Here is a 12,204-nt window from a genome sequence, read left to right as displayed (position 1 = left end):
GTGCGCCTTCTTATCGAAAAATCGGCAAAGAAAGTCCAGACAAATCAATAAACGTCCCGCCGCCGCGTGGCAGCGGGAGGCGCGAGATCATCTGCCGGGCGCTCATTGCGCCGGCGTGGCAGGTTGGGCCGGAGCGGCGCCGGGGGCGGCTGGGGCTGTGTTCTCAGTCTCGGTCGGAACCGCAGTGCCGTTCTGCAGTGTTGGCGCAGGTGCCGTGCCAGGCTGCTGCGACTGCAGTTGCTGGCCGGGCTGCTGCGGCGCCACCTCGTTCGCTTCGCGCTTACCCCAGATCTCGACCGGGATCCAGACCACGAAAGCGAGCACGAGCGCGGCAAGCAGTACCAGCAGGATGCGATAACCCGTGCGCCCCTGTCTTGCCTTCACCGGCGGGATCTGCTCTTCCCGATGAAGCTTGCCGTCGGACTTTTCCCAGCGTGTTTCCGTCTGATGCGCCATCATCGTTTCCTTCCGCTGTCCTTGACGGGGCGATCCGGCCCGCGAAGAATTTCCGCAGAAGAAACGGGTGGGAGTCTGGAAGGTTCCGGTTGCTAATAGCCGACGGCGCGGTCGACGACGAATTGCAGCGGTTCGCCGCGTTCGAAACGGGCGATCTGCGTCTCGACATGCCGGAACAGGGCGTTTTCTTCGGAGACCGCCGCATCATGCGGCGTGATGAAGACATTCTCCAAGTCCCATAACGGGTGGTCGGGGCCAAGCGGCTCCACCTCGAAGACATCGAGGGAAGCGCCGCCGAGCGTGCCATCCCGGACGGCGGATACGATATCGGCTTCGACCTGGCTCTTGCCGCGGCCGGCATTGAGGAAAACCGGGCGCCCCAGCGCGCCGTTGCTGCGGAGCTTTTTGAATAGCCCGCTATCATAGAAGCCTGTCGTCTCAGGCGTCAGCGGCAACAGGCCGACGAGGATGTCGGTCTTTCCGAGGAACCCATCCAACTCACCGGCGTCGAAGGTTTCGACGCCGGCGATCTCTTTGCGGGTGCGCGACCAGCCAATGACGTTAAAACCCATGACCTTCAGCTTTGCGACCGCATCCAGCCCGAGAATTCCGAGGCCCATGACGCCGACCGTCACCTCCGCCGCCTCAGGCGCGATCAGCTTGGCCCATTGGCGCTGCCGCTGGTGGCTGTCATGGGCGTGCTGCCCACGCAGATGCATCAGGCATTGCATGACCACCCATTCGCTCATGCGGGTCGTCAGGCTGCGGTCGACGAAACGGACGATCGGGATCTCGGGAAGGCCGGCCATGCCGATGATATGGTCGACGCCGGCGCCGCCAGAGAAAATCACCTTGAGGTTCGGCGCCCGCGCGAAAAGGTCGGCGTCGGGCTTCCAGAGCAGCGCATATTCGGCCTCGCGGAGATCACGCGCCCGATCGGCCGGATCGGCGAGATTGATACTGCCGCGATCGGCAAAGGCCGTCTTCAGCACCCTGGCGACGCCTTCGGGATTGAACTTGATATCGACGAGAATGGGAGGACGTGCGGACATGATCTTCTTTACTGCTGGACGGCTGATGTCGGCACCGCCTCGATGTTGAAGGCGGCGGCCATCAGCGCTCTGGTGTAATCATCCTTCGGCGCGCGGAAGATTTCAGACGACGGGCCCTGCTCCACCACTTTGCCGAAACGCATGACGATGACGTCGTTGGCAAGCGCCTTCACCACTTTCAGGTCGTGGCTGATGAAGAGATAGGCGAGATCATGCTTCTGCTGCAGATCGCGCAAGAGATCGACCACCTGCGCCTGCACGCTCATGTCGAGCGCCGAAGTCGGCTCGTCGAGCATGACGAAACGCGGCTTCAGCACCATGGCGCGGGCGATCGCGATGCGCTGGCGCTGGCCGCCGGAGAATTCGTGCGGATAGCGCCAGCGGGTCAGGGGATCGAGGCCGACTTCCCCCAGTGCCCAGCAGACGCGCTGATCACGTTCCTCCGCCGTCAAGGATCGCTCGTGCACCTTCAGCCCTTCGGCGATGATATCGCCGACCGACATACGCGGGCTGAGTGAGCCGTAAGGATCCTGGAAGACGATCTGCAGCTGGTTGCGCAACGGCCGCATCTCGCTGAACGAATAGCCGGCTATATCCTTACCGACAAAGGCGATCCGGCCTTGCGAGGAAATCAGCCGCGTGAGCGCCAGGCCGAGCGTGGTCTTGCCGGAACCGGACTCGCCGACGACGCCGAGCGTCTGGCCGGCGCGCAGCGAAAGGTCGATGCCGTCGACCGCCTTCACGTGATCGACAACGCGGCGCATCAGCCCCGCCTTGATCGGGAACCAGACACGGATGTCCGAGCCTTCCATCACCACCGGCTTCGAGGAATCGGCCAGCGGCGGCTCGCCGCGCGGTTCGGAGGCGAGGAGGTGGCGAGTGTATTCGTGTTTCGGATTGGCGAAAACCTCCTCGACCGTTCCGGTCTCGACGATCCTGCCCTTGGTCATGACGCAGACGCGATCGGCGAATTTGCGGACAATGCCGAGATCATGGGTGATGAACAGCATCGACATGCCGTGCACGGCCTTCAGCTGCCGCAGCAATTCGAGGATCTGCGCCTGCACGGTGACGTCGAGCGCAGTGGTCGGCTCGTCGGCAATCAGCAGTTCCGGCCGGTTGGCAAGCGCCATGGCGATCATGACGCGCTGGCGCTGGCCGCCCGACAGTTCGTGCGGATAAGCCTTCAATCGTTTTTCCGGCTCGCGGATGCCGACCTGGTTCAACAATTCCAGCACGCGCTCCCGCGCCGCCTGGCCGCTGAGGCCCTGGTGCAGCGCCAGGATCTCGGCAATCTGCTTCTCGATCGTATGAAGCGGATTGAGCGAGGTCATCGGCTCCTGGAAAATCATGGTGATGTCGTTGCCGCGGACTTCCCGCAGCACCCGCTCCGGCGCCTTCAGAAGGTCCGTACCCTTGAACAGGATCTCACCGGAGGGATGGCTTGCCGAGGGATAAGGCAAGAGCCGCAGGATCGAATTGGCCGAGACCGACTTGCCGGAGCCGGATTCGCCGACGAGCGCCACGACCTCGCCCTTGGCGATATCGAAAGAGATGCGATCGACGGCGAGCGATGTCTCGCCGCCCTGGTGAAAGGCAACCGAGAGATCGCGGACGGAAAGGAGCGGTTCTGTCATGTCACTCATTGAAACGTCTTCCTCGGATCGAAGGCATCGCGCACGGCTTCGCCGATGAAGATCAGCAGCGACAGCATGATCGACATGGCGAAGAAGGCCGTCAGCCCGAGCCAAGGAGCCTGCAGGTTGGACTTGCCCTGAGCGATCATCTCGCCGAGCGAGGGGGAGCCCGGCGGCATGCCGAAACCGAGGAAATCGAGCGAGGTCAGCGTCGTGATCGACCCGGAGAGGATGAAGGGCAGGAAGGTCAGCGTCGCCACCATGGCGTTCGGCAGCAGGTGGCGCCACATGATGGTACGATTGTTGACGCCGAGGGCGCGGGCGGCGCGGACATATTCGAAATTGCGGGCGCGCAGGAATTCGGCGCGCACCACGCCGACGAAGCCGACCCAGGAAAAGAGCAGCATGATGCCGAGCAGCACGAAGAAGCCGGGCGGCAGAATGGCGGCGATGATCAGCAGGATGTAAAGCACCGGCATCGACGACCAGATCTCGATGAAGCGCTGCAGCAAGAGATCGGTCCAGCCGCCGAAATAACCCTGCACGGCCCCTGCCGTCACCCCGATGATCGCCGAGCAGATGGTCAGCGCCAGGCCGAAGAGCACCGATATGCGGAAGCCGTAGATGACGCGCGCCAGCACGTCGCGGGCCTGGTCGTCGGTGCCGAGCCAGTTGAGATTGCCGAGCGTGCAGCCGGGATCGTTCACCCCTTGCGCATAACCGGAGCAACGCTCCTCCTTGCTCATCAGCCAGAAGGGAGCGGTCGGTGCCGAATGCGGAATATTTGAATTGACCGAACGGTAGGAATAGCGCACCGGCGGCCAGATCATCCAGCCATTGGCATTGATCTCGTCCGATATCACCGAGGAGCGATAGTCGGTTTCCGCAAGGAAGCCGCCGAACTTCTCCTCGGGATAATCGATCAGCACGGGAAAGAGAATTTCGCCCTTGTAGGAGGCGATGATCGGCCGGTCGTTGGCGAGGAATTCGGCAAACAGGCTGAGCACGAACAGCAGCAGGAACAGCCACAAGGACCAGTAGCCACGACCGTTTGCCCGGAAATTCTTCCAGCGGCGGATGTTGGTCGGCGACAGCAGCCCCTTGCGCGGCGGCTTGACGGGAGTTGCAACGGCAGGATTTGCGGCGGCGTCCATCAGACATCCCTCCGCTCGAAATCGATGCGCGGATCGATCCAGGTGTAAATCAGGTCGGAGATCAGGCTGACGGCGAGGCCGAGCAGCGAGAATATATAGAGGGTCGCGAAAACGATCGGGTAATCCCGGTTGACCACCGAGAGGTAGCCGAGGCGGCCGAGGCCATCCAGCGAGAAAATGTTCTCGATGAGCAGCGAGCCGGTGAAGAAAGCGGAAATGAAGGCGCCGGGAAAACCGGCGATGATGATCAGCATGGCGTTGCGGAAGACATGGCCGTAGAGCACCTGCCGCTCGTTCAGGCCCTTGGCGCGGGCGGTGACGACATATTGCTTCTTGATCTCCTCGATGAAGGAATTCTTGGTCAACAGTGTCGTGGTGGCGAAGGCGGCAAGCGAAAGAGAAATCAGCGGCAGCGTGAGGTGCCAGAAATAGTCGAGCGGCTTCTGCCACCAGGCAAGCTGGTCGAAATTGTCGGAGATGAGGCCGCGCAGCGGAAACCAATCGTAGAAGGAGCCGCCGGCAAAGAGCACGATCAGGAGAATGCCGAAAAGGAAGCTCGGCACGGCGTAACCGACGACGATGACGCCCGACGTCCAGACATCGAAGGTCGATCCGTCCTTGACCGCCTTGCGGATGCCGAGCGGTATGGAGATGGCATAGGAGAAGATCAGGATCCAGATGCCGAGCGAGATCGACACCGGCAGCTTTTCCTTGACGAGGTCGAGCACCGTGGTGTTGCGGAAGAAGCTCTCGCCGAAATCGAAGCGGATGTAATTCCACATCATTTCGCCGAACCGCGTCAGCGGCGGCTTGTCGAAGCCGAATTGCTTTTCGAGCTTGGCGATCAGCTCCGGATCGAGCCCCTGGGCACCGCGATATTTGGAGCCTTCGTCCCCTCCTCCATCACCGAGCAGATCGCCGCCACCGGACAGGCGCTGATCGGCACTGTCGGCCTGACCGGTCAATTGGGCGATTACCTGCTCGACGGGGCCGCCGGGGGCGAACTGAATGACAGTGAAGGAAATCGCCATGATGCCGATAATGGTCGGGATCATCAGAAGCAGTCGGCGAATGACATAAGCGCCCATCAGCCTTCAGCCTCCGGACATGTTCTTCTTGCCTGCCTGCCGTCCAGTTCAATGCCGCTCAATCCGTCAGCCTTCCCTTGCCGGCCCCGCCGGCTTGTCGTGATTCGCTTGTGCCATTTGGAGCCGAGGCCCCCTGCAATGCAAGCCCGCTCATTTCGCCGAGGTCGACCACCAGGCATCGGGGAAACCAAGGCTGTATGCCGGAAACTCGGCCGGATGGGTGACGGTGTTCCAATAGGCGACGTTATAGGTATCGCGATAGAACAGCGGGATGACGTAGTGGTTTGCCAGCAATACCCGGTCCATTGCCTTGATCGCCGCGACCTGCTCATCGCGGTTCGGCGCAAAGATGATCATGCGGATGAGCTCATCGACGGCCGGGTTGGCAATGCCGGCATAGTTGTGAGAGCCCTGCTGGTTGACCGAACCGGAGCCCCAATAATCGGCCTGCTCGTTGCCCGGATTCATGGTTTCCGCCCAGACATTCCAAATCATATCATAGTCGAAGCTGCGTTCGCGATTGACGGCTTGCGAGGCATCGACCGTGCGGACCCGCGCATCGATGCCGATTTTCTTGAGATTGCTGGCATAAGGCACCGCCCAGCGCTCCAGCATCGGGCTCGACAACAGGATCTCAAAACTCATCGGCTGGCCGGTCTTGCTGTTGACCATGCGATTGCCCTTCAGCTCCCAGCCGGCCTCTTTCAGAAGCGCGATCGCCTTGCGGAGATTGTCGCGGCTCTTCTGCGGATCGCCGCCGACGGGATTGGTATAAGGCGAGGTGAAGATTTCTGCCGGCACCTTGTCCTTCATGCCCTGCAGAATTTCCAGTTCCCTCCCCTGCGGCAGGCCGGAAGAGGCAAGTTCGGTGTTCCAGAAATAGCTGTCGATGCGTTTGTAACTGTTGAAAGCAACGGTGCGGTTCAACTCCTCGAAGTCGAACCCGTAGTTCAAGGCCTCGCGGACCTTGATGTCCTTGAAGAGATCACGCCGCATGTTGGGCACGAGCGCTTGCAGGATGCCGGTGGAGCGCAGCGGGTTTGCAACCTCCTGCTTCTTGATGCGTCCTTCCTTCACCGCGGGAAAATCATATCCCGTCGCCCAGCGGGCAGCAGTGGTTTCCTGCCAATAGTCGCTGTTGCCGGCGCGAAAGGCTTCGAACTCGACATCCCGATCACCGAAATAAGTGTAGATGACGTTGCGGAAATTGTTCTGGCCGACATTCACATTGAGGTCCTTGCCCCAATAGTCGTCCCGCAGTTCATAACGGATTGTGGCGCCGGGCGAGAAGGATGCGATCTTGTAAGGCCCGGATCCCATCACGGGCTCCAGCGTCGTCTTGGTAATGTCGCGCGGCTTGCCGTCCGGTCCCGGAGCTTCCCACCAATGTTTCGGGACGATCATCAACTGGCCGAGAATATTCGGCAGTTCACGATTGTTCTTTTCGTCGAAGGTGAAGGTGACGTCACGCTCGCCGGTTTTTTCCGCTTTGACGACATGCTGATAATAATTGCCGGCAAGCGGATTTAGGTCCTTGGTCTTGTCCAGACTGAAGATGACGTCTTCGGGCGTCACCGGCTGACCATCGGCCCATTTCGCTTCCTTCCGCAGCCGAAAGGTCGCGCTCGATACGTCATCGGGAACGGAGAGCCCTTCGGCAAGCAGGCCGTAGGATACGAGAAGCTCGTCATCGGCCGGCTTCAGCAACGTGTCGTAAACAAGCGACAGACCTACGGCTGTCTGGCCCTTTGCAAGCAGAGGATTGAAGGTGTCGAAAGCACCGCTTGCAGAAAGACGGAGATCTCCAATTTTCGGAGCATCTGGATTGACGTAGTCGAAATGTGCAAAGCCCGGCTTGTACTTCATCTCGCTGACGACCGAACTTCCGATCTGAAACGGCTGGTCCTCAGCCGTTGCCGTTAACGGCGCCAGAGCCGCCGCAAGCGTCAGAAACAAACCGATCTTCGACCACAAAGCCGCCATTCACGCTTTCCCCTCATTGATTGGTGGGTTCGACAATACGAAAAATACGGGCGAAAAACAGGAGAGAGTTTGGTTTTTGCCGGGCTCGCGAAATTTTGACCCTGCTTGGCCGAACCAAGGTTGCAGGCGTCATCGGACACAGGCGGCCGCAACACGCTGCGGCGATCCGTCACCGCGGCGGCCTGTCCCCGCCAGCCAAAACATCGATTCACCAAAATCGCTTTTCACGGTAGATTCGCACGCAAATCACTTCGGCAGCGCTTCAAGGAAACAGTATGGCTTTCGGCTTCGCTCAGGCTTTCAGGACATTCGGCAAACTGACGCTTGCCGGCGTAATCGGCGCAAGCCTTGCCGTCGGCGATGTCGGCGCCGAGCAGAAGACGCCGAGCCCCGGCAGTGCCAAGGGGCAGTTCGGCGCCGTCAGCCTGCCGACGCAAGGACCGGCGCAGCCGATCGGCTTTTACGCAAAGGGCTGCATGACCGGGGCAGTGGCGCTGCCGACCGACGGGCCGACCTGGGAGGCGATGCGGCTTTCGCGCAATCGCCGCTGGGGCAATCCGGCCATGATCGCGCTGCTCGAGCGGCTTTCGCAGGATGGAGCCAAATATGCCGGCTGGCCGGGCCTCCTCGTCGGCGATATCGCCCAGCCGCGCGGCGGGCCGATGTTCAATGGCCACGCCTCGCACCAGATCGGCCTCGATGCCGATGTCTGGTTCACGCCGATGCCGGCGCGGCGCATGAGCGCCCAGGAGCGCGAGGACCTGCCCTTCACCACCATGCTGCAGAAGGACAAGTTCCTGACAGTCGACCCCAAGGTCTGGACGGACTCGCGGGCGCGGCTCCTGATGCTGGCGGCGAGCTATCCCGAAGTCGAGCGCATCTTCGTCAATCCGGCGATCAAGAAGAAGATGTGCGACACCTGGAGAGGCGACCGCACCAATCTCGGCAAGCTCCGGCCGGAATACGGCCATGACTCGCATTTCCATATTCGCATCAAGTGCCCGCCCGGTGCCGCCGGATGCACGCCGCAGGCCCCGGTCGCGGCAGGCGACGGCTGCGACAAGTCGCTCGCCTGGTGGTTCACGCCGGCACCCTGGGCCGCACCGAAGCCGCCGAAGCCCGGCGCCGAACCGCCGAAGCCGCCGCGCGAGATGATGGTCTCCGATCTGCCGAAGGCCTGCGCCGCCGTGCTCGACGCCGCGCCCGTCGCCTCGATGCAGGCCGCCACCTATGGCGGATCTTCCGCCGCGGGCGGGCCTTCCGCCGCAAGCGCGCTTACCGCCGCTCCGGCCGCGGAACCTGCTGCCGATACCGATGGAGAACTGCCCGATGTCGGCCCCGTTCCGAACGACAAGCCGGCGATCCAGTAATGAGCACCGGCGCCTTGTCTTTCAAATCGCAAACTGTTGGTATAGAAGCGGTCAAATCGATTGAATTGCTCGGGCGGAGGGGTTGATGGCCGGCGGCAAATGCCTTGCATTGATTGCGCATGACCAGAAGAAGGACGACATGGCGGACTTCGCCCGCGCCAACCGGGACCTTCTCTCCCGCTGGAAGATCGTCGCCACCGGCACGACCGGCGGGCGCGTGCTCGACGCCGCCCCGGATCTCGACGTCACGAGGCTGAAAAGCGGGCCGCTCGGCGGCGACCAGCAGATCGGCGCGCTGATTTCGACCGGCGAGGTCGGCGCCCTGATCTTCTTCGTCGACCCGCTGACGCCGATGCCGCACGATGTCGACGTCAAGGCGCTGATGCGGCTCGCCATCGTTTACGATATTCCGATGGCGCTCAACCACGCGACCGCTATAAAACTTCTTCCGACACTCGAAGCCTGATCAGCACGGAACCGGCCATGCCAAAACCGAACAACAGCACCGCTCCCATGCCTTTCCCGATCCTGATCGGCGATATTGGCGGCACCAATGCCCGCTTCTCCATCCTGACCGATGCCTATGCCGAGCCGAAGCAGTTTCCAAACGTGCGCACGGCGGATTTTGCCACGATCGACGAAGCGATCCAAAAGGGCGTGCTCGACAAAACAGCGGTGCAGCCGCGCTCGGCAATCCTTGCTGTCGCCGGCCCGATCAACGACGACGAGATCCCACTGACCAATTGCGACTGGGTGGTACGGCCAAAGACGATGATCGAGGGCCTCGGCATCGAGGACGTGCTCGTCGTCAACGATTTCGAGGCGCAGGCGCTGGCAGTCGCCGCCCTTTCGGATGAGAACCGCGAACGCATCGGCGATGCCACCGGCGACATGATCGCTTCCCGCGTCGTGCTCGGACCGGGCACCGGCCTCGGCGTCGGCGGGCTGGTGCATGCCCAGCACAGCTGGATCCCGGTTCCCGGCGAAGGCGGCCATGTCGATCTCGGGCCGCGCAGCAAACGCGACTATCAGCTCTTCCCGCATATCGAGACGATCGAAGGCCGTGTTTCGGCCGAGCAGATCCTTTGCGGGCGCGGCCTCGTCAATCTCTACAACGCCATCTGCATCGTCGACGGCATCCAGCCGACGATGAAGGATCCGGCCGACATCACCTCGCATGCGCTTGCCGGCAGCGACAAGGCGGCCGTCGAGACCGTCTCGCTGTTTGCCACCTATCTCGGCCGCGTGGCGGGCGACATGGCGATGGTGTTCATGGCGCGCGGCGGCGTCTATCTCTCCGGCGGCATCTCGCAGAAGATTCTCCCGGCGCTGAAAAAGCCGGAATTCCGCGCAGCCTTCGAGGACAAGGCGCCGCACAGCGCACTGCTTCGCACCATCCCGACCTATGTGGTGACGCATCCCCTGGCCGCGCTCGCCGGGCTTTCCTCCTATGCACGCATGCCCGCCAATTTCGGCGTCTCGACGGAGGGCCGCCGCTGGCGGCGTTAGGCGCCGGCGCACACGGCAAATGGGGCGTCCCTGAGCGCGTCCTGTCCGGACGCGCGGCGCTCTAGCCAAACCGGTCCCAACTCTTTATAGACCCCGGCAAAAGTGCGCCTCGCCTTCGCGCGGTGCTTGGTCCGAGACAGGAAACCTCATTTTTGGAAGCGGCGGAAAGCAGAACGCAGGGCGTCAACAGCGATACCGTAACCGGCATCCTGAAACGCATCATCGCTGAAAACGGCCGCGATCATCTCTGGGGCTATGTCTTTGCGATCGTCTGTCTCATCGTGGTGGCGCTTTCGACGGCCTTTACCGCCTGGATCATGCGGGCGATCATCGACGAGGCCTTCGCCAACCGCCGTGCCGACGTCGTCTGGATCATCTGTCTTTCGATCTTCATTGCCTTCGTGCTGCGCGGTTTTGCGAGCTACGGCCAGGCGGTGGCGCTTTCGAAAGTCGGCAACAATATCGTCGCGCGTTACCAGCGCCGGCTCTATTCGCATCTGATGACGCTGTCGGTCGGCTTCTTCAGCGAGGCGCGCTCGGCCCATATCGCCGCACAGGTGAGCCAGAACGTCAGCGGCATCCGCGACGTGCTCAACCTGACGATCACCTCGACAGTGCGCGATCTCCTGACCTTTATCTCGCTGATCGGCGTGATGGTCCTCCAGGACCCGCTGCTCAGCCTCGCCGTGTTCATCATGGCGCCGCCGCTGCTTTATGCGCTGCGCTATGTTTCCAAGCGGCTGCGCTCGGCGACCCGCGAGGCGGTGCATTTGAACAGCCACGTCCTCGGCGCCATGCAGGAGACGATCCAGGGTATTGCCATCGTCAAAGCCTTCACGATGGAAGACGAACTGGAGCGCAAGGTCAACAAACTCATCACCGGCGCCGAAAGCCGCGCGAACCGGATTGCCCGGCTTTCCGAACGCACCTCTCCGCTGACCGAGAGTTTCGCAGGCTTTGCCGTCGCCAGCGTGCTCGCCTATGCCGCCTACCGCTCGATCTATTACAATGTGCCGCCAGGCGCTTTTTTCTCCTTCGTCACGGCGCTGCTGCTTGCCTATGACCCTGCCCGCCGGCTTGCCCGCCTGCAGGTGCAGATGGAGCGTGCCGTCGTCAATGCGCGGATGATCTACGAACTGCTCGACATGGAACCGCGCCAGCGTGACCTGCCGGACGCAAAGCCGCTGGCAGTGACGCAGGCGAGGATCGAATTCCGCAATGTTTCCTTTGCCTACGGCAATGACAGCGTGCTCAGCGGCGTCAGCTTCATCGCCGAGGGCGGCGCCACCACGGCGCTGGTCGGTCCCTCGGGCGCCGGCAAATCCACCGTCATCAGCCTCATTCCGCGCTTCTACGATCCGCGCGAAGGCGAAATCCTGATCGATGGACAGGACATCGCCCACATCACCAAGAAGTCGCTGCGCCAGCAGCTCGCCTACGTCTCACAGCAGCCCTACCTGTTCGAGGGCACGATCCGCGACAATATCCGCTACGGCCGGCCGGAAGCGACGGACGCCGAGGTGGAAGAGGCGGCCCGGCTTGCCTATGCGCATGACTTCATCTCGGCACAGCCGCAGGGTTACGAGACTGCAGTCGGAGAAAACGGCGTGACGCTGTCGGGCGGCCAGCGCCAGCGGCTGTCGATTGCGCGCGCCCTGGTGCGCAATGCGCCGATCCTGCTTCTCGACGAGGCGACGTCTGCCCTCGACACCGAATCCGAGGCGGCGGTTCAGAAGGCGCTCGACGAGGCGATGACCGGACGCACCGTCGTCGTCATCGCCCACCGGCTTTCGACCGTGGTGCGCGCCGACAAGATCGTCGTCATGCAGCAGGGCCGCGTCGTCGAGCAAGGCAATCACGAGACGCTTGCGAAGGTCAGCGACGGTCTTTACGCTCGTCTCAACAACCTGCAGAGGCCTTCGGCCTCCGATTCAAACTGACCTGACACGAGAGAC

The 12,204-nt window shown here is 62.2% G+C and carries 10 protein-coding genes; 4 read left to right on the top strand and 6 right to left on the bottom strand.

Annotation, left to right across the window (positions count from 1 at the left end; genetic code table 11):
• Window positions 1-102 precede the first annotated feature (102 nt).
• The 6 genes from RHEC894_RS01045 to RHEC894_RS01020 form a co-directional block, all read right to left on the bottom strand.
• Window positions 103-459 carry a hypothetical protein gene (locus RHEC894_RS01045; RefSeq protein ID WP_206427891.1) on the bottom strand — a complete coding sequence of 119 codons (357 nt, stop codon included), beginning with the start codon at window positions 457-459 and terminating at the stop codon, window positions 103-105.
• A gap of 89 nt (window positions 460-548) precedes the next feature.
• Window positions 549-1,508: a glyoxylate/hydroxypyruvate reductase A gene (locus RHEC894_RS01040; RefSeq protein ID WP_085735611.1), complete on the bottom strand. Its 960-nt coding sequence runs from the start codon at window positions 1,506-1,508 to the stop codon at window positions 549-551.
• An 8-nt stretch (window positions 1,509-1,516) separates the two neighbouring features.
• Window positions 1,517-3,154, bottom strand: a complete 1,638-nt coding sequence (locus RHEC894_RS01035) for an ABC transporter ATP-binding protein (protein ID WP_085735609.1) — start codon at window positions 3,152-3,154, stop codon at window positions 1,517-1,519.
• A complete protein-coding gene (locus RHEC894_RS01030; protein WP_085735607.1) occupies window positions 3,151-4,299 on the bottom strand; it encodes an ABC transporter permease in 1,149 nt (382 codons plus the stop codon). Before RHEC894_RS01030 ends, RHEC894_RS01035 begins: the two co-directional genes overlap by 4 nt.
• The gene (locus tag RHEC894_RS01025) at window positions 4,299-5,387 is read right to left on the bottom strand and encodes a microcin C ABC transporter permease YejB (RefSeq protein WP_085735605.1); all 1,089 of its coding nucleotides are present in this window, start codon (window positions 5,385-5,387) and stop codon (window positions 4,299-4,301) included. The genes RHEC894_RS01030 and RHEC894_RS01025 overlap by 1 nt, the downstream gene beginning before the upstream one ends.
• Window positions 5,388-5,537: 150 nt before the next feature.
• On the bottom strand, window positions 5,538-7,370 hold the full coding sequence (locus tag RHEC894_RS01020) for an extracellular solute-binding protein (protein ID WP_085735603.1): 1,833 nt from the start codon (window positions 7,368-7,370) through the stop codon (window positions 5,538-5,540).
• 275 nt (window positions 7,371-7,645) lie between these two features.
• Between RHEC894_RS01020 and mepA the strand changes: the two genes are divergently transcribed.
• The 4 genes from mepA (at window position 7,646) to RHEC894_RS01000 (ending at window position 12,189) form a co-directional block, all read left to right on the top strand.
• On the top strand, window positions 7,646-8,740 hold the full coding sequence (mepA, locus tag RHEC894_RS01015; RefSeq protein WP_010069589.1) for a penicillin-insensitive murein endopeptidase: 1,095 nt from the start codon (window positions 7,646-7,648) through the stop codon (window positions 8,738-8,740).
• Between the two features lie 85 nt (window positions 8,741-8,825).
• Window positions 8,826-9,206, top strand: coding sequence for a methylglyoxal synthase (locus tag RHEC894_RS01010; RefSeq protein WP_003571120.1), 381 nt, complete (start codon window positions 8,826-8,828; stop codon window positions 9,204-9,206).
• Between the two features lie 17 nt (window positions 9,207-9,223).
• Window positions 9,224-10,249 carry a glucokinase gene (locus tag RHEC894_RS01005; protein WP_010069588.1) on the top strand — a complete coding sequence of 342 codons (1,026 nt, stop codon included), beginning with the start codon at window positions 9,224-9,226 and terminating at the stop codon, window positions 10,247-10,249.
• 152 nt (window positions 10,250-10,401) lie between these two features.
• On the top strand, window positions 10,402-12,189 hold the full coding sequence (locus RHEC894_RS01000; RefSeq protein ID WP_085735601.1) for an ABC transporter ATP-binding protein: 1,788 nt from the start codon (window positions 10,402-10,404) through the stop codon (window positions 12,187-12,189).
• Window positions 12,190-12,204 lie beyond the last annotated feature (15 nt).

Origin of the sequence: Rhizobium sp. CIAT894, assembly GCF_000172795.2 — a bacterium.
GTDB lineage: Bacteria > Pseudomonadota > Alphaproteobacteria > Rhizobiales > Rhizobiaceae > Rhizobium.
This window is presented reverse-complemented; position numbering and strand designations above follow the sequence as displayed.

Bases quoted from the DNA above. Each gene is read 5' to 3' on its own strand.
- RHEC894_RS01025 (WP_085735605.1), bottom strand. From the start codon at position 5,387: ATGGGCGCTTATGTCATTCGCCGACTGCTTCTGATGATCCCGACCATT.
- RHEC894_RS01020 (WP_085735603.1), bottom strand. From the start codon at position 7,370: ATGGCGGCTTTGTGGTCGAAGATCGGTTTGTTTCTGACGCTTGCGGCG.
- RHEC894_RS01045 (WP_206427891.1), bottom strand. From the start codon at position 459: ATGATGGCGCATCAGACGGAAACACGCTGGGAAAAGTCCGACGGCAAG.
- mepA (WP_010069589.1), top strand. From the start codon at position 7,646: ATGGCTTTCGGCTTCGCTCAGGCTTTCAGGACATTCGGCAAACTGACG.
- RHEC894_RS01035 (WP_085735609.1), bottom strand. From the start codon at position 3,154: ATGAGTGACATGACAGAACCGCTCCTTTCCGTCCGCGATCTCTCGGTT.
- RHEC894_RS01005 (WP_010069588.1), top strand. From the start codon at position 9,224: ATGCCAAAACCGAACAACAGCACCGCTCCCATGCCTTTCCCGATCCTG.
- RHEC894_RS01010 (WP_003571120.1), top strand. From the start codon at position 8,826: ATGGCCGGCGGCAAATGCCTTGCATTGATTGCGCATGACCAGAAGAAG.
- RHEC894_RS01040 (WP_085735611.1), bottom strand. From the start codon at position 1,508: ATGTCCGCACGTCCTCCCATTCTCGTCGATATCAAGTTCAATCCCGAA.
- RHEC894_RS01030 (WP_085735607.1), bottom strand. From the start codon at position 4,299: ATGGACGCCGCCGCAAATCCTGCCGTTGCAACTCCCGTCAAGCCGCCG.